Annotated in this window: 15 protein-coding genes; 10 read left to right on the top strand and 5 right to left on the bottom strand. The window is 71.3% G+C overall.

The window, feature by feature from the left end; translation table 11 throughout:
• Positions 1-180: 180 nt before the first annotated feature.
• The 3 genes from FV234_RS17240 to FV234_RS17230 form a co-directional block, all read right to left on the bottom strand.
• Positions 181-1,131 carry a hypothetical protein gene (locus FV234_RS17240; protein ID WP_147830555.1) on the bottom strand — a complete coding sequence of 317 codons (951 nt, stop codon included), beginning with the start codon at positions 1,129-1,131 and terminating at the stop codon, positions 181-183.
• Positions 1,132-1,252: 121 nt separating this feature from the next.
• Positions 1,253-2,635 (bottom strand): 2-hydroxycarboxylate transporter family protein, encoded by a 1,383-nt coding sequence (locus FV234_RS17235; protein WP_147763603.1) that lies wholly within the window; start codon positions 2,633-2,635, stop codon positions 1,253-1,255.
• Between the two features lie 364 nt (positions 2,636-2,999).
• A complete protein-coding gene (locus tag FV234_RS17230; RefSeq protein WP_147830554.1) occupies positions 3,000-4,670 on the bottom strand; it encodes a porin in 1,671 nt (556 codons plus the stop codon).
• 570 nt (positions 4,671-5,240) lie between these two features.
• Between FV234_RS17230 and FV234_RS17225 the strand changes: the two genes are divergently transcribed.
• The 6 genes from FV234_RS17225 (at position 5,241) to FV234_RS17200 (ending at position 12,891) form a co-directional block, all read left to right on the top strand.
• Positions 5,241-5,495, top strand: coding sequence for an acyl carrier protein (locus tag FV234_RS17225; RefSeq protein ID WP_147754112.1), 255 nt, complete (start codon positions 5,241-5,243; stop codon positions 5,493-5,495).
• A gap of 125 nt (positions 5,496-5,620) precedes the next feature.
• The gene (locus tag FV234_RS17220) at positions 5,621-6,763 is read left to right on the top strand and encodes an acyl-CoA dehydrogenase family protein (RefSeq protein ID WP_147830558.1); all 1,143 of its coding nucleotides are present in this window, start codon (positions 5,621-5,623) and stop codon (positions 6,761-6,763) included.
• Between the two features lie 41 nt (positions 6,764-6,804).
• Positions 6,805-7,731: an amino acid--[acyl-carrier-protein] ligase gene (locus FV234_RS17215; protein WP_246686219.1), complete on the top strand. Its 927-nt coding sequence runs from the start codon at positions 6,805-6,807 to the stop codon at positions 7,729-7,731.
• Positions 7,732-7,736: 5 nt separating this feature from the next.
• Positions 7,737-8,699, top strand: coding sequence for a DUF1839 family protein (locus FV234_RS17210; protein ID WP_147830552.1), 963 nt, complete (start codon positions 7,737-7,739; stop codon positions 8,697-8,699).
• Positions 8,700-8,711: 12 nt separating this feature from the next.
• Positions 8,712-11,159 carry a glycoside hydrolase family 2 protein gene (locus tag FV234_RS17205; RefSeq protein ID WP_147830551.1) on the top strand — a complete coding sequence of 816 codons (2,448 nt, stop codon included), beginning with the start codon at positions 8,712-8,714 and terminating at the stop codon, positions 11,157-11,159.
• A gap of 7 nt (positions 11,160-11,166) precedes the next feature.
• Complete coding sequence (locus tag FV234_RS17200; protein ID WP_147830550.1) at positions 11,167-12,891, top strand: alpha/beta fold hydrolase; 1,725 nt, start codon at positions 11,167-11,169, stop codon at positions 12,889-12,891.
• A gap of 366 nt (positions 12,892-13,257) precedes the next feature.
• Here the strand turns inward: FV234_RS17200 and FV234_RS17195 are convergent, their stop codons facing one another.
• Complete coding sequence (locus tag FV234_RS17195) at positions 13,258-13,794, bottom strand: ATPase (protein WP_147815420.1); 537 nt, start codon at positions 13,792-13,794, stop codon at positions 13,258-13,260.
• Between the two features lie 117 nt (positions 13,795-13,911).
• On the bottom strand, positions 13,912-14,115 hold the full coding sequence (locus FV234_RS17190; RefSeq protein WP_147815421.1) for a hypothetical protein: 204 nt from the start codon (positions 14,113-14,115) through the stop codon (positions 13,912-13,914).
• A 300-nt stretch (positions 14,116-14,415) separates the two neighbouring features.
• Here FV234_RS17190 and FV234_RS17185 point away from each other — a divergent pair, with 300 nt between their 5' ends.
• From FV234_RS17185 to rimM, 4 genes are all read left to right on the top strand, one after another.
• Entirely contained in the window at positions 14,416-14,631 is a 216-nt protein-coding gene (locus FV234_RS17185; protein WP_147830548.1) for a glutathione S-transferase, read from the top strand.
• 4 nt (positions 14,632-14,635) lie between these two features.
• Positions 14,636-16,201, top strand: a complete 1,566-nt coding sequence (gene ffh, locus FV234_RS17180) for a signal recognition particle protein (RefSeq protein ID WP_147830546.1) — start codon at positions 14,636-14,638, stop codon at positions 16,199-16,201.
• 104 nt (positions 16,202-16,305) lie between these two features.
• Positions 16,306-16,668 carry a 30S ribosomal protein S16 gene (gene rpsP / locus FV234_RS17175; protein WP_147728730.1) on the top strand — a complete coding sequence of 121 codons (363 nt, stop codon included), beginning with the start codon at positions 16,306-16,308 and terminating at the stop codon, positions 16,666-16,668.
• A gap of 146 nt (positions 16,669-16,814) precedes the next feature.
• Positions 16,815-17,345, top strand: coding sequence for a ribosome maturation factor RimM (rimM, locus tag FV234_RS17170; protein WP_238272779.1), 531 nt, complete (start codon positions 16,815-16,817; stop codon positions 17,343-17,345).
• Positions 17,346-17,348 lie beyond the last annotated feature (3 nt).

Raw genomic sequence — 17,348 nt, 5'->3', positions numbered from 1 at the left:
ACGCGCCTCATGACGCGTCCGATGTCGGTCCGTCCACATCTGCTCTCCACTCCGCCCCGCCAGGCGGAATTCGTGTTTGCACACGAGGCAGATGGGGACGGACGGCTGAGGGGCTCAAACAGGCTCTGAGGGACCCACCATCCCGGGCCCCCAAGAGGCCGAGGGGGCCGGCCCCCTCGGTCATCCGCGATGGAACGTCCAGCCGAACTCCGACAACAGGAGGCGGGCGGCGGCCGCGTCGTCGGCGAAGCGCAGGCGCCCGCGGCCGCTCGCGACCAGGGCGGGGTCGCGGTCCGGCGCGAAGCCACGGTCCGTCGCCTCGCCGGCGCGTTCGAGCGCGATCGCCAGGGCGGCGCGCGGGAAGCTGCCGTCGGGATCGGTCGGCGTGCGGGCGGCGGCGCGGAGCAGGGGCGGCGCGTCCAGGGCGACCTCGGGTCCGACCAGGGCGCGGGCGGCCGCGCGCAGGTGCGGCAGGCCGATGGCGTCGTCGCCCGCCGTGCCGGCGGCCGCCCAGGCCTCCGCCACGAGGCGGTCGGCGAGGCCCGGCAGGCCTCGACACAGCGTCGCCGCCGCGCTGCGGCCGATCTTCGAGATCGCGGCCGCGCGCCGGGCGACGACCGCCTCCAAGGCGGCGGCGGTCTCCGATTCGGAGAGCAACGGGATCGGGACCGCCTGCGCCCCGGCGACGCTTTTGGGCGCGCCCGCGACCAGCCAGCCGAGCTGCGGCATCCCGGCCGCGAGATGCGCGAGCGCCCGCAGGAAGTTGGGCTCGGCGACCGCCCCGATATCGGTAAGTACGATGGCGACGGGGCCGGAAACATCCCTGGCGTCAAGGCCTTCGGCCAGGATCTCCGTGAGACGCGCGAAGGTGGTCTCGGGCGTGCAGCGCAGGCCGAGCACGCGGGTCCGGCGCGCCAGCGCGTCGGCGACGGCGGCGGCGATCGCGGTGCTGCCGCTGCCTGCCGGGCCGGTCAGGCACACCGGCTGCCGCGCTTCGGTCACCAGGACCCGAAGCCGCCAGACGAGCGCATCGCGGCCGACGAGCCCGGACGCGTGGCGGGCTTCGGCGTCGCGCGGGCGGATCGTGCCGGAGCGGTTCGGCCGGATGAGGTCTCGGGCTGTCGCGAGCATCAGGGAGCGTTCCGATTCGGGCCGCCGGCGGCGGTCCCGAACCAGAGTGGCGGCAGAGGGTGAAGGTGATATTAACCCTGGGTTGTATTTAGCGCACCGGTTCCCGCGCTCATGGGCCAGGTCAGCCCGCGATGCCGGTCAGCCATTTCAGGGTGATCAGGGTGCCGGTCACCGTGAGCGCGCCGCCGATCCGCGTGGCGATCTGGGCGAACGGCATCAGCGCCATCCGGTTGGAGGCCGTGAGGATCGCCACGTCGCCGGTGCCGCCCTGCCCCGAATGGCAGGCGTTCACGATCGCGGTCTCGATCGGGTACATCCCGAGCAGGCGCCCGACGACGAAGCCGGTGCCCATCAGCGTGGTCACGGTGGCGACGATGGTGATCAGGTTGGTGACGGTGAAGGCCGCCATCAGCTTGTCCCACGGGGTGAGCGCGACGCCGATGGCGAAGAGCAGCGGATAGGTCATGCCGGTCTGCACGAACTTGTAGACCACGAAGCCGCCGGCCTGGAGATGGGGCGAGACCGCGCTCGAGAGCTTGGCCAGCACCGCCAGGAACAGCATCGCCACGGGCGCCGGCAGGCCGGTGAGGTGGTGGGCCATCACGCCGAGGAGATAGAGGGTGATCGCGGTGAGCCCGGCGGCGGCGATGGTCGAGACGTCGACCTGGCCGGAATTCGCCTCCTCCTTCGCGACCGCGTCGCCGGGGAGCGTCCCGTCGTGGTCGGGCTGAAGCTTTCCCTCGCCGGTCAGGCCGGGATAGCGCTTGCCGACGAAGTTCAGGGTGCCCGAGAGGATGATCGCCGTGAGGCTGCCGAGCATCACCGGCGGCAGCACCTGGGCGAACACGTCGCCCTGCGGCTGGCCGAGGATCTGGGCGTAGCCGATCGAGAGCGGGATCGCGCCCTCGCCGACGCCGCCGGCCATGATCGGCACGACGATGTAGAAGAAGGTGTGGTGGGCGCCCAGGCCCAGCATCGTCCCGACGAGCGTCCCGACCGCGGCCGCGACAACCGAACCCACAGCCAGCGGCACGAAGATCTTCAGGAAGCCCTTGATCAGGACGTCCCGGTCCATCCCGAGGATGGAGCCGACGATGATCGCCGCGATGTAGATGTAGAGGAAGTTGGTGAACTTCGTGAAGTCGACGATCGCCTTCTCGACCTGCGGCGGGATCAACTTGTAATAGACAAGCGCCGACGGCACGAAGGTCGCGAAGATCGCCCCCGCGCCGATGTTGCGCAGGATCGGCAGCCGCTTACCGATCTCGGCGCAGGTGAAGCCGCCGAGCACCAGCACGGCGATCATCGTCGGGCCGTCGGGGCGGATCTCGCCCTCGGCGGTCAGGATCGCCAGGAGCACCGCGACGATCACATAGATCGGCAGCGGAATGATGCCGATCTGGGTGTCGACCAGCCGCCACCAGCCGAGAGGCCAGAACCGGCGCGACGGCTCCGAGGCCGAGACAGGTCGATCCGCGAGCGGCGGTGAGGTGGGGCGCGTCACGGGATTTCCTCCGAAGATCCGGCCTCTTGGCGGGCCGGTCCAGTCCTGCCGCCGGCGGCGACCTGCCGGGCGTGCGGCACATCGAGATCGGATCGCGGACGGATGAGACCGCGTTCGGTCCGACTCGGGCGGGCCGGACGTTGCCGGCGACGCTTTGATCTCATCCCGAAGCGGCTTCGAAGGTCAATGCCTCCCGCACGTGCCGGTGGAGAGACCGCCGCGACTGTCTCAAACCTGCGACGACGCGCACGGCCCGGCACGAAAAAGGCCCGGCTGCGGCAGCCGGGCCTCGATCGTGCCGTGGGTCTCTCGAAGCCCCGCGTCGCGCGGTTCCCTCGGGGACCGCGCGACGTCTCTGCCTGACTTAGAAGTCGCGCTGGACGCGGGCGCGGACCTGGAAGACGTCGTCGCTGGTGGTGGTGCGCACGAACCCGCCGGCGTTGATCGCGGCGACACGGGCGGTCGAGTAGGCGGTCGGGTCCTTGTCCTGGTCGATCACGCGGCCGTTCTTGACGCCGATCTGGGTGTAGAAGCCTTCCACACCGATATCGAGGTCCTTGACCGGCGACCAGATCAGGCTCGCGCCGGCGACGAACTGGTAGGTGTCGCGGAGCGCCTGGCTGAGGTTGTAGAAACGGGTGCCCGGGGTGCCGACGGAGTTGCCGCCAAAGTTGGTGCCAAGGACGGTGTTATAGAGCGTGTAGGCGTTGCCCTGGCCGGCGCGGGCGCCTGCCGAGAACGACTGCTCGCCGTAGGAGCCGAAGAAGGCCGAACGCCACTCAGGCGACCAGTAGTGCAGCAGCGAGGCGACGGCCGTGAAAGTCTCAGAGGTCGAGAGCTGACCGGTGAAGGGGTTGATCGTCGCGTCGGAGAAGAACTGCGCGAACTTCTGGCCCTGGATGGTGGTGGTGCTCTGCGTGAACGAGCCGGTGTACGAGGAGTAGCCGGTGTAGAGCTGCGCACCGTTGCCGTAGGCGCCCTGCAGGTAGAGGGTGTCGCCGGGGGCGATGAACGGCAGGTTGACCTTCACGCCGCCCTGCACGGCGTAGCCGTAGGTGTTGTCGGTGTGGGCGATGGTGCCGAGCGAACCAGGATTTGCGGCAGCGAAGGTGCCAGCGCCCGAAGCGACGTTGCCGACGTTCAACTCGTGCACGGCGGCCGAGAGTTGGGCCGAGCCCCAAGCGGCGTCGTAGCGGACCGCGCCGACGAAGTCGGGCATCCGGCTGCGCTCGATCGCATCGATGGTGCTGAAGCGGGTCGGGTTCGCACCGTTATAGCCGATGAAGACCGGAACCGGCGAGCTGCCGAGCAACAGGCCCGAGTTAGCAAGCGCCGAGTTGGTTGCCACGCCGGCGATGTTGATCGACGGCGAGAAGATCGGCGTGCGGCGATAGGCCGGGTCTTCCATCGAGATCGTGGCCGAGAAGCCGTTGCCGAGCGTCGCGGTGTAGGCGGCGAGGTTGGTCGAGGCCATGTCGGAGCCGGCGGTGGCACCGGCGAACTCGAAGTCGTGGGCGTAGAAGTCGAAGAACGACGCGGCGCGACCGGCGGTGAAGCCGGCGAACTGCACGAAGGCCTTGTCGACGTTCGAGTACTGCTGCAGGCGACCGAAACCATCGACGCCGGTGGCGGCGAAGGCCGTGCCCTGGCGCTGCTGGGTACCGGAGGTGCCGACGCCCGAGTAGCCCGAGCGGCTGCCGGCATCGAGACGCAGGAAGGCGCGGAGCGTGCCGTAGCTGGTCTGGGTGCGGGCATCGATGTTGATGCGCATGCGGCCCTGGTAGCCGGTCAGGTCGCCGTTGCCGGCGGCGCGGGAGTAGCTGGTCTGGTAGCCGGCCTCGAGGCGGGCGCGGCCCGAGAGGCGGATGCAGGTGTCGGTGCCGGGGATGTAGAAGAAGCCGGCGCCGTAGGCGGTGCAGACGCGGACGTATTCGATCGGGGCGGCCTTCTTGACCGGCAGATCGGCAGCCTGGGCGCCGGCGACGGCGGCGAAGCCGGCGGCCGAAGCGAGCAGGGTGCTCTTCAAGAGCGACATAGATATCTCCAAAAGCTTCGAGACCCGAGGATCGTACGGTCGCGCGGCCGGGGCCGATCGCGACGTACGTTTCTTGTGCGGCCCGCTTTTTGGGTGCGGGCTCATCGGGCCCGCTTTTGCGATGCCCCCAGTGCCCGATCACTGTGTGCGAACCGGTTCCCCCGAGCAATGTCGAATCGTCCGCCAAGACCTCGTGCGACGCCGCTGTTGCATGACGGCAACGAATCGACTGGCCTTTAGCCAGCTTGCTGACGGATGTAGCAATCTGTTTCGCCCATCCCGTCGCGGAACGCGTCTAAACACAGATCCGGACGGCACTTCGCATTCCGATTGTGCGCAATGTCGTTCTTTCGATCTGCGGCATGCTTCGGATCGTGATCTTGCACGTCGCGTCGTGGCCTCACCGCGTTTGGCCCTCGTGGCGTATGGCGGCGAATACCTGATTTCAGCGAGTTAGATACCATAACTCAGGCATTTACTAATAATTAAGTTAACTTTATTGTCGAGTAAGAATTGACGATCATAGTCTAGGCAGGCATCTTGGATTCGGTTCAGATGGTGTTGCGTATGATGATTTCCTCTCAAGACATCCGCGAGACCCTCGGCGGGATCGAGTCCCTCTCCGGCCAAGTGGACCGGCTCTCGGACGACGACGATCTGTTCGACAAGGGGCTGTGCTCCTTCGGATCCGTGCAGCTGATGCTGGCGCTCGAGGAGCGCTTCAACATCGAGTTCCCCGATCATCTGCTGAACCGCACCTCGTTCGCGACGATCCGGGCGATCCGCAGCACCGTCACGACGATCGTCGAGCCGGTGGACGCATGAACGCGCTCGCCCAGATGAGCGCGCTCGCCGACCGCATCGCCGCCGACCCCACCCCGGGCGAAACGATTCCTCCCGAGCCGATTCTCGCCGAATCGCGCCTTCCCGCGCCGACCTTCGCCGAGCGCATGCGCCGGGTGGCGCAGGTGGCGGCGCTCCATGCCGACGCGGTCGACCGCGACGGGCGGTTCCCCGCCGAGGCGGTGGCGGCCCTGCGCGCGGAGCGGCTGCTCGGGATACAGATCCCCGAGGCCTTCGGCGGCGAGGGCGCCGACATGAGCCGGATGGCCGAGGTGTGCTTCAGCCTGGGGCAGGCCTGCGCCGCCACCGGGATGGTTTTCGCGATGCACCAGATCAAGGTCGCGAGCCTGGTCACCCACGGGGCCGAGAGCCCCTGGCACCGCGCGCTGATGCAGCGGGTGGCGGAGCGGCAGCTGCTCGTCGCCTCGGCGACCACCGAGGGCGGCATCGGCGGCGACCTGCGCAACAGCCTCTGCGCCGTCGAGGCCGAGGGCGACGTGTTCGCCTTCCGCAAGGACGCCACCGTGATCTCCTACGGCGCCCACGCCGACGTGATCCTCGCCACCGGCCGGCGCCATCCCGAGGCCGCCTCCTCCGACCAGGTCCTGGTCGCGTTGACGTCCGACCAGTTCACCCTGGAGCGCACCAGCCGCTGGGACACGCTCGGCATGCGCGGCACCTGCAGCGACGGCTTCGTGCTCGCCGCCCGCGACGTGCCGGTCGCTCAGATCCTGCCCAAGCCCTTCGCCGAGATCGCGGCCCAATCGATGCTGGCCGCCTCGCACCTCCTGTGGAGCAGCGTCTGGTTCGGGATCGCGAGCCATGCGCTCGACCGGGCGCGGACCTTCGTGCAGGCCGAGGCCCGCCGCCGGCCGGGCACGGTGCCCCCCGGCGCCCTGCGCCTGGCCGAGGCGACGAGTTCGCTGCAGGCGATGAAGGGGACGATCCAGGGCGGCCTGCGCCACTACGAAGAGGCGCAAGGGTCGCCTGCGGCGCTCGGTTCGATCGGCTTCGCGATCGCCCTGAACAACGTCAAGACCACCGCCTCGACCATGGCGGTGTCCATCGTGCAGGTGGCGCTCGGGATCGTCGGCATCGCCGGCTACAAGAACGGCACCCCGTTCAGCCTCGGCCGGGCGCTGCGCGACGTGCTCTCGGCGCCGCTGATGATCAGCAACGACCGTATCCACAGCAACACGGCCAACCTTCTGCTGGTGCAGAAGGGCGGCGGCAAATTCCTGGGCGCGTGATGGACAGCTTGGCCGATCCCACCTCCACGCCGTTCGAGGCGCTGCCGTCCGCCGGGGACGAGGCGGAACCGCGTTCCTTCCTCGACCGCCTGTTCGACCGGGGCCACCTGGTACGCACCGGGATCGACGGCCTCTATGGCCGCGGCGGCGACTTCGAGAGCGTGGTCGAGGCGCTGGACGCCCTCGTCTCCCGCCTCGGCGCGGCCGACGGGGCCGAGCGGATGCGCTTCCCGCCGGGGATGAGCCGCCCGGCCTTCGAGCGCAGCGGCTACCTCAAGGGCTTCCCCAACCTGGCCGGCACCGTGCACAGCTTCTGCGGCGACGAGGCCGCCCATGCGCGTCTCCTCGCCTGCGTCGAGGCCGGAAAGGACTGGACCGAGGACCAGGCCTGCACCGACATCGTGCTGACGCCGGCCGCCTGCTACCCGCTCTATCCGGTGGCCGCCGCCCGCGGTCCCCTCCCCGCCGAAGGCCTGCTGTTCGACCTGCAATCCTACTGCTTCCGCCACGAGCCCTCGGTCGAGCCGACCCGGATGCAGATGTTCCGCATGCGCGAATACGTCCGCATGGGCTCGCCCGAGCAGGTGCTGGCCTTCCGCGAAGTCTGGCTGGAGCGCGGCACCGCGATGATGCGCGACCTCGGCCTGCCGCTGGCGGTCGACCCGGCCAACGACCCGTTCTTCGGGCGCGCCGGGCGGATGCTGGCCAACAACCAGCGCATGCAGGGGCTGAAGTTCGAGCTCAACGTGCCGGTCAACAGCACGGAGCAGCCCACCGCCTGCCTGAGCTTCAACTACCACCAGGACCATTTCGGCAGCACCTGGGAGATCGGCCAGGCCGACGGCGCGGTCGCCCACACGGCTTGCGTCGGGTTCGGCCTGGAGCGGATCACGCTGGCGCTGCTGCGCCACCACGGCCTCGACCTCACCGCCTGGCCGGCGGACGTGCGCAAGCAGCTCTGGGGCTAGGATCGGTGTCGGCCGCCCTCGCCCTCGTCCACGATGCCGCCCCGGCGCCCGCCTCGCATCCGCTCCACGCCCAGGACCGCGCGTGGCCGGAAACCAACTGCTACGTCGACCTCTGGATCGAGCTGCTGCACGGGCGCGGGTTCGAGCCGGAGGCGATGCTCGGCTTCACCCTGCGGCAGGACTTCGAGGGCGACCAGTTCACCTTCTTCAAGCCGTCGATGGCCGACATCGAGGCGCTGTACGGCTTGCGCCTCGAGGAACTCGCCGTCTACGGCGGGCTCGAGCGCCACGCCGCAATCCAGGCCACCCGCGGCTGCCCGGTGCTCGTCGAGGTCGACGCGATCCACCTGCCCGACACCTCCGGCACCACCTACGGCCGCGACCACGCCAAGACGACGATCGCGATCCTCGCGCTCGACGAGCGGCGTCGCACCCTCGACTACCTTCACAATGCCGGCCGCTTCCAGCTCTCCGGCGCCGACTACGACGGGATCTTCGGGCCCACCCTGCTGCCGCCCTACGCCGAGTTCGTGAAGGTGGTGGCCCCGCCCCTGCCACCCGGCGCCCTGCGGACGGCCGCCCGCACGATGCTGAGCGCGCACCGCGCGCGCGCGCCGAAGACGAACCCCGTGCGCGCCTTCCGCGACGCGCTGGCAGGGACCGGAGAGGATCTGGTGCGCCAGCCCCTGTCGGTGTTCCACAGCTACGCCTTCAACACCACGCGCCAGCTCGGGGCGAACTTCGAGCTCCTCGGCAGCCACCTCGCTTGGCTCGACGCCTCGGGCCTCGCCGAACTCGGCGCGACCGCCGAGGCGGCGACGCGCCTGGCGCAGGAGACCAAGGCGTTCCAGTTCCAGCTCGCCCGCGCCTTCGGCCGCCGCAACGCCGCGCCGCTCGCGGCCGCCCTCGAACGCCCGGCCGCGAGTTACGACGCCGTCTTCGCCGCCCTCGACCGCGCCCTGCGCTGAGGGCACGGCGCCGTGGCCCGCCTCCACGCCGTCGACGGCGTCCCGCCCCGCCGGGTCGACGGCCCGTGGCAGCTCGTCGTCACGGCGCCCGGCGCCTGCGCCGGTCCCGGCGACGCGGCGAGTCTTTCGGGCTGGATCCCGGCCGAGGTTCCCGGCACCGCGGCGGCGTCTCTCCGCGCGGCCGGCCTTTGGTCCGAGGCCGCGCCGACGCCGCTCCACGGGTCGGACGTCTGGTACCGCACGACGCTGTCGCTCGACGGCCGCGAATCCCTGCGCTTCGAGGGGCTGGCGACGCTCGCCGAGATCTGGGTCGACGGCACGCTCCGCCTGGAGACGCGCTCGATGTTCCTTGCCTACGCCGTCGAGGTGGACGGCGCCGGCACGGTCGAGCTGGCCCTGTGCTTTCGCGCCCTCCAGGTCGCGCTCGCCCGGCCCAACCGCCGCGGGCGCTGGCGACCGCGGCTGGCGACGCCCGGATCGCTGCGCCACGTCCGCACCAGCCTCCTCGGCTTCATGCCCGGCTGGTGCCCGGCGGTCGACGCCGTCGGCCCCTACCGCCCCGTCACCCGGACCGCGCTCGGCGCCGGCGTCCCGCGCGTGCTGTCGGCCGACCTGCGCGCCGAGCTCGACGGCGGGACCGGCCGGCTGCGGCTCCGCCTCGCCCTGGCCGACGTTCGAGGCTCCCGGCTGACGCTCCGCTGCGCCGGCGCCGCGGCGGTGATCGAGGCCGACGCCGCGGGCTGCTTCGCCGGCGAGGTCCTGATCCCGGATGTCGCCCCGTGGTGGCCGCACACGCACGGCGAGCCCCGGCTCCATCCGGTCGAGGCCGAGATCGATGGCCACGTGCTGGCGCTCGGCCGCGTCGGCTTTCGCACGATCGCGCTCGCCCGTCCGTTCGCCGAGGGCTTGAGCCTGACGGTCAACGGCGTGCCGGTGTTCTGCCGCGGCGCGTGCTGGACGCCGGCCGACCTCGTTGGCCATTCCGCCGAGGCTTGCCGCCCGCTGCTGGCGCTGGCGCAGGAGGCCGGCATGAACATGCTGCGGGTGTCCGGCATCACCCTCTACGAGGCGGACGCCTTCTACGACCTGTGCGACAAGCGCGGCATCCTGGTGTTCCAGGACCTGATGCTCGCCAACTTCGACTATCCGATCGACGACCCGGCCTTCCGGGACCGCCTGCTCGCCGAGATCGACGGCTTCCTCGACCGGACGCAGGCCTCGCCCGCGCTCTGCGTCCTGTGCGGCGGCAGCGAGGTCGCGCAGCAGGCGGCGATGCTGGGCTTCCCCCGCGACGCCTGGACCGGCGGGTGGTCGGACGACGTGCTCGCCGAGCGCGTCGCCCGCCTGCGGCCGGACCTCGTGGTGGTGCCGAACTCGCCGTCGGGCGGGGACCTGCCGTTCTCGACCGATGCCGGGCTCGCCCACTATTACGGCGTCGGCGCCTACCGCCGGCCGCTGGAGGATGCGCGCCGCGCCGAGGTCGGCTTCGCCTCGGAATGCCTGGCCTTCGCCAACGTCCCCGACGCCGCGACCCTGCGGGAGGCGGATCTCTGCGACCCCGCGAGCCCGGGCTGGGCCGCCACGGTCCCGCGCGACCGCGGCGCCGACTGGGAGTTCGAGCAGGTCCGCGACCACTACATCCAAGACCTGTTCGGGCTCGATCCCGAGACTCTGCGCCGCGACGACCCGGATCGCTACTGCGCGCTCGCCCGCGCGGCCAGCGCCGAGGTGATGGAGGCGGTGTTCGCCGAGTGGCGCCGGGCGCGCTCGCCCACCGCCGGCGGGCTGGTGTGGTTCTTCCGCGACCTCGCCCCCGGCATCGGCTGGGGCGTCGTCGACGCGGCCGGCCGGCCGAAGTCGGCGTGGTACGCCCTCAAGCGCGCCTTCCGCCCCGTCCAGGTGACGATCTCGGACGAGGGCCTGAACGGCCTCCATCTCCACGTCCACAACGAGACGGCCGCGCCGCTTTCCGCCGTCCTGCGCCTCGTCTTCAGCGATGCCGAGGGGCGCGCCGTGGCGAAGGCAGAGCGTGCGGTCGCGGTCGCACCGCGCGGCTCCGCCACCTGGTCGAGCGCGACGCTGCTCGGGCGCTTCTTCGACGCCACCGGGAGCTACCGCTTCGGCCCTATGGCGCACGCCCTCGCCCATGCGAGCCTGGTCGATGCGGACGCCGACGCCGTCCTCGCCGAGAGCTTCCACTTCCCGCAAGGGCGCGATCCCGTGCCGCGCCCGGTCGGCCTCGCCGCCGCGATCGAACCGGGTGCTGCCGGTCCCGTCCTCCGGGTCTCGGCGGACCGCCCCGCGCTCTGCGTGTGCATCGAGACCGAGGCGGGCGCCCGGCCCGCCGACGACGGCTTCCACCTCGCCCCCGGCGCGTCCCGCCGCATCGCCCTCGTCGGCGGCGGGAATCCGCACGGGATCGTTCGCGCCGTGAACACAAACGAGATCGTGAAGTTCTAAGGCCTCGATGATGCACGCGCCGCCGCTCCCACATCCGTCGCCCGTCGAAGCGGAACCGGTCGTCGTCGACGGCCTGTTCGGCTGGTTCAGCCCGGGCACCGCCCGGCGCGGCGTGATCCTGTGCGGGGCGACCGGATTCGAGCAGCTTTCGGCGCACCGCCCGTGGCGGGACCTCGCCGGGCGGATCGCCGCCACCGGCTGCGCGACCCTGCGCTTCGACTATCCGGGCGAGGGCGATTCCACGGATGCCGGCGCCGGCACGCTGGCGGCTTGGCTCGGGGCGATCCGCCGGGCGGTGCGCGTCCTGCGCGAGGAGGCCGGGTCGACGGAGGTCGTCCTCGTCGGCCTCCGGCTCGGGGGAACCCTGGCGGCGCTCGTCGCCGAGGAGGGCGGGATCGACCGGCTCGCGCTGCTGGCGCCGTGCCGGACCGGGCGCGGCTACCTGCGCGAGATGAAGCTGCGGGCGCCCGCGGTGAACCAGCTCTCGGACGGCACCGTGCCGACCGAGCCGCCCGGACACCTGTCGCTCGGCGGCTTCCCGATCGGCCCCGACCTCGCGGCCGACCTCGCGCGAATCGACCTCGCTTCGGCGACGATGCGCCCGGCGCCCGAAATCCTGATCCTCGGCGCGGAGACCGACGCCCTCGCCAAGCGCTACGCCGCGCTCGGCGCGCATGTGACCTCGGGCGCCCTGCCCGGCCTCGCCCAGCTCGTCGGCAACCCGTTGTTCTCCGAGACGCCGGAGGCGGCCTTCGCCGACGTGGTCGGCTTCGCGACCGCCGGCGCCCTGCCCCGCCCGACGGCGGCGCCCCCGGTCGCGTCGCCGGCAAAGCTCGCCGGCGACGGCTGGCTGGAGGAGGCGGTCCGGTTCGGGCCGGGCCTGTTCGGCGTCCAGGCCCGTCCGGCCGGCCCGGCGACCGGCGCGCCGACGATCCTGTTCGTCGCCGCCGGCCTTAGCGCGCATTCCGGCTGGGGCCGGCAGGCGACGCGGATGGCCCGCGCCCTCGCGGCCGAGGGCGTGCCGTCGCTGCGCGTGGACCTCGCCGGCATCGGCGACAGCGCGGACCGGCCGGGCGGCGCCTCGCCGCTGTTCTCGCCCGACACCCTCCACGACTTCCGCCACGCCCTCGATTACCTGGAGGCGCGGGGCGCCGGACGGGTCGTCCTCGTCGGCAGTTGCAGCGGCGCCTACGCGGCGTTCCAAGCGGCCTGGCGCGACCCGCGCGTCGCCGGGGCGCTCCTGGCCAACCTCTACTGCTTCGACTGGCACCCGGAGGACGACGTCGACGCCGTGGTGCGCCAGACGGTGGGAAGCGCCGCGACCTATGCCGCCCTGCTCCGTCACGGCAGCACGTGGCGTCGCCTGCTCACGGGCCAGGTCGGCGTGCGGGCGATCGGCCGCGTGCTCCTGCGCCGCGGCCTCCGCCTGGCCGACCGCCGCTGGAAGGCCTTGTTCCGTCCGAGGCCCGCCGGCGGCAGCGTGCTGCGACGGATCGGGACGATGCGGAAACGGGGCGCGCATCTGCGCCTCGTCTACACCGCGGGCGATCCGGGCCTGCCCGCCCTGCGCCGCCATGTCGGGCGCACGCCCGAGCGCGCCGCCCGTCGGCTCGGCGCCCCAGTCGCGATCGTCGCGGGCACCGACCACAACCTGTCCACCCCCGCCGCGCAGGCGGAGCTGACCCAGATCCTGAACGACCTCGTCGCCGCCGTCGTCGCGGGCCGCCCCTGACGCCCGATCGGCGTCGCGAAGGCGGCCGAGGAGCCTGCCACGGGGGGCGGCGAGACAACGCAGGCGGGGGGCTTCACAGGGGCCGTCCCGCCACCTACCTTGGGGATCTCAGCAACGAACGAAAGGAGGTGATCCAGTGTCTCATTGTCATCAGCCGCTGTCTTCGGCTTACCGGACCTGGACCGTCGCCTCCGGCGACTCCTTCTAAGGGCGCCTAGGCACTCTCGGGACAGTTTCGGCCGGACCGCGGTTCGGCAATGGAAGGGCCGCCCTCACGGGCGGCCCTTCGGCTTTTCAAAAGGGGCTGCCTGCAAGGGCGGCCCTTCGTCGTGTCCGACGACCGCGGCTCGCCGCGATCGACGCGCCTCAGCGCTTCTGGAACAGCGGCTGGGCCAGCGCCTCGGTGCGGGCGCGCCAGAGGTCGCGCTCCTCGCGCATCGCATCGAGCTCGTCGCGGATCTGGTCGCGCTCGACCCGGAAGTGGTCGCGCTCGGCCCGGATTTCGTGAAGGGCGTTCATCTCGATCTGCACGTGGTTGCGCAGCTCGCGGATCTCCTGGGCGAGCAGGGTCTGCAACTCGCCGTGGCGGTCGGATTCGATCCGAAGCTTCGCCTTCAGCATCAGGTTTTCGGCCATCAGCTCGGAGATGTCCTCGGCCTCCGGGTTCGAACGCGGGGCCTCGACCGGCTGCTGCACGATCCGGGGCGACCACGCCGTCTCGGCGGCGCGGGGCTCGGGGCGCGGCGGCTGGCGCGTCTCGGCCTGCGGCTGGAAGGGGGCCTGAGCTTGGGCCTGGGCGGCGGGCGCCTGGGCCTTCATGGCGGCAAGCCAGTCGCGCAGCGGACCCGGGGTCGGGCGTCCACCGGACTCGTACGGGGGCAGGTTGCGGGCGGGGTCCGACATCGGTGTGTCCTCAACGATCGAGGCCATTGAGTGCCGAACATGCTTAACGATCGGTAAAAGTTAACGCTGCGTCTGCGTTCGATCGCGAGAATGTGGGCCGGATCCCGCCCTCCTCCGTCAGGCCTTGCCGGTGTCGACGCCTGGCTCGACCCCTGGCTCGACCTCGCGGTCGACGTTCTGCTCGCGCTCGTCGAAGGTGTAGCCTTCGAGCCAGTCGGCGCTGTCCTGGGAGCCGGCGGGATACGGGTCGGCCGAGAGCGGCGCGCCCTGCGTCTTGGCGGCCCTGCCCTCGTCCCTGATCTTGGCCGAGACGTATGCCATGCGGTCGTCCTCCTTCAAGCTTCGTCGGATCATCGAAGGTGGGAGAGGCAGGCGAAAAGGCGAGCCCGGCCGTAGGGGCGGCTGCCGGGGAAGCTGCCGGGGCGTGCAAAAATTGACTTTCGGCGCCGGCTTCCGTATCGCCCGGCGCATCCGACGTTCGTCGTCGATTCCGAAGCCGACCGGTCCATCGAGGCCGGAGGTCAACGCCCGACAGCGCGTTCGCGCCCTCGGGCGTGCTCGGCGTTGGCGGCAGGCGTCCTCACGAAGGCCGTCCTTGACCCACGCCATGACCTTTACGCCATGACACCATCCGCCGCCTTGCGCATCGAGGATGCCGTGAACGAGCTCTGCCCCTGGTCGGGCAAGCCGATCGCAGCCGATTCCCTGACGCTCTACAACGGCGCCGTGGTCGGCTTCTGCAATCCCGAGTGCCGGGACAAGTTCGCCCGCGCGCTCAGTGCCTTCGAGGACGCGTTCCAGGCGCGCCGCGCCGCCGCGTCCGGCCTGGACGAGTAGCGCCATGTTCGAGGGCCTTTCCGACCGCCTGTCCGGCATCCTCTCCGGCCTCACCCGTCGGGGCGCGCTGACCGAGGCCGACGTCACCGCCGCGATGCGCGAGGTCCGCCGCGCCCTGCTCGAGGCCGACGTGGCCCTCGAAGTGGTGCGCGGCTTCACCGACGCGGTGCGCGAGAAGGCCGTCGGCGCCGTCGTGCTGAAGTCGGTCACGCCCGGCCAGATGGTCGTGAAGATCGTCAACGACGAGCTCGTGGCCATGCTCGGCACCGACGCCGGCGTGATCGACCTGAACGCCCCCGCCCCGGTGCCGATCCTGATGGTCGGCCTGCAGGGCTCGGGCAAGACCACCACCACCGCCAAGATCGCCCGGCGCCTGTCCGACCGCGAGAAGCGCAAGGTGCTGCTCGCCTCCCTCGACACCCGCCGCCCGGCGGCGATGGAGCAGCTGGCGATCCTCGCGGCCCAGGTCGGCGTCGCCTGCCTGCCGATCGTCGCCGGCCAGTCGGCGGTGCAGATCGCCAAGCGCGCCATGGACGCCGCCCGGCTCGGCGGCTTCGACGTGGTGATGCTCGACACCGCCGGCCGCACCACGGTCGACGAGGCCCTGATGCAGGAAGCCGCCGAGGTGAAGGCGGCGACGAACCCCCACGAGGTGCTGCTCGTCGCCGACGCGCTCACCGGCCAGGACGCGGTCAACACCGCGCGCGCCTTCGACCAGCGGCTCGGCGTCACCGGCATCGTGCTCACCCGCATGGACGGCGATTCGCGCGGCGGCGCGGCGCTCTCGATGCGCGCCGTCACCGGCAAACCGATCAAGCTCGTCGGCACCGGCGAGAAGGTCGACGCGCTGGAGGAGTTCCATCCCTCCCGCGTCGCCAACCGCATCCTCGGCATGGGCGACATCGTCTCGCTCGTCGAGAAGGCGGCCGAGACCATCGACCACGAGCAGGCGCTCCGCACCGCGGAGAAGATGCGCAAGGGCAAGTTCGACCTCGACGACTTGTCGATGCAGCTCGGACAGATGGAGAAGATGGGCGGCATCGGCGGCCTGATGGGCATGCTGCCCGGCATGGGCGCGATGAAGAAGCAGGTCGAGGGCGCCAACCTCGACGAGAACATGTTCAAGCGCCAGCGCGCGATCATCTCCTCGATGACCGCGCAGGAGCGCAAGAACCCCGACCTGCTCAAGAACTCCCGCAAGAAGCGCATCGCGGCGGGTTCGGGCACCAAGGTCGAGGAGCTGAACAAGCTCCTGAAGATGCACCGGACCATGGCCGACATGATGAAGGCCATGGGTTCGGGCAAGCGCGGCATCGGCCAGGCTTTGGGCTCGATGTTCGGCCTCGGCGGCGGCGGGATGCCGGGCGGCATGGGCGGGATGCCCGGCCTGCCCCCGGGGATGCCCGAGCCGACGCCGGAGCAGATCGAGGCGATGCAGAAGCAGTTCGGCGGCAAGCTGCCGCCGATGCCCCCCGGCCTCGGGGGGGCTGGCAAGATGCCGAGCCTTCCGGGCCTCGGAGGCTCGAAGATGCCGGGTCTCGGCGGCTTCCCGTTCGGGAAGAAGAAGTAGGGCGAAGGGGGAGTAGCGAATAGCGAATGCGGCTTTCGGCCTTCCATTCGCTACTCACTACTCACCATTCGTTGATCGATCGAAGCACATCAGGAGTTGAAGACATGTCCCTCAAGATCCGCCTCACCCGTGGCGGCGCCAAGAAGCGCCCGTACTACCGCATCGTCGTCGCCGACGCCCGCGCCCCCCGCGACGGCCGTTTCATCGAGAAGGTCGGCGCCTACGACCCGATGAAGGCCAAGGACGACCCGGCCCGCATCGTGCTCGAGGCCGAGAAGATCACGGCCTGGCTCGCCAAGGGCGCGCAGCCGACCGACCGCGTGCTACGCTTCCTCGACGCCGCGGGGCTCGCCAAGCGCCCGACCCGCAACAACCCGCAGAAGGCGGAGCCGGGCGAGAAGGCCAAGGAGCGCGCCGCCAAGCGCGCCGAGAAGGCCGCCAAGCCCGCCGAGGACGCGGCCGCCTGAGGAGCCAGAGCATGCGTCGTCCCGCAGGCCCATCCCGCGGCGACGGCGCGCGCCGCGGCGCCATCGCGCCCGACACCCAGACTTCGCCGCGGCCCAAGCCCGCGGCGAAGCCGGCCCCCGTCTCGGTCGACCCGAACCTCGTCGTGATGGGCGAGTTCGGCCGGGCGCAGGGGCTCAACGGCGAGATCCGCCTGAAATCCTATACCGGCGACCCGCAGGCCATCGCCGGCTACGGCCCGCTCGTTTCGGCCGACGGCCGGACGTTCGAACTTACGAGCGTGCGCCCGGCTCCCGGGTCGTCGCCCGACCTCCTGGTCGCGCGCGTCCGCGGCGTCTCCGACCGGACCGGCGCCGAGGCCCTGAACCGCACCCTCCTCTACGTCCCCCGCGAGCGACTCGGCGAGCCGGATGCGGACGAGGTCTTCACCGCCGACCTCGTTGGGCTGCCGGCGATCGACGCCGCCGGCACGGTGATCGGGACCGTCGTCGCGGTGCCGAACTACGGCGGCGGCGACCTCCTGGAGATCAAGCCCGTACAGGGGGGCGCCACGGCGCTCCTGCCCTTCACAAAGGCCTTCGTCCCCGACCTCGACGTCGCGGCGCGGCGCGTCGTGGTGGCGCCGCCGGAGGATTTCTTCGCGCCCGCCGGGCCGAAGCCCGCGGACGATCCGGGCTGAGCG

Source organism: Methylobacterium sp. WL8 (assembly GCF_008040045.1).
Lineage (GTDB): Bacteria > Pseudomonadota > Alphaproteobacteria > Rhizobiales > Beijerinckiaceae > Methylobacterium > Methylobacterium cerastii.
The sequence above is the reverse complement of the archived record's forward strand: the minus strand, read 5'-3'. Positions and strand labels throughout refer to the sequence as shown.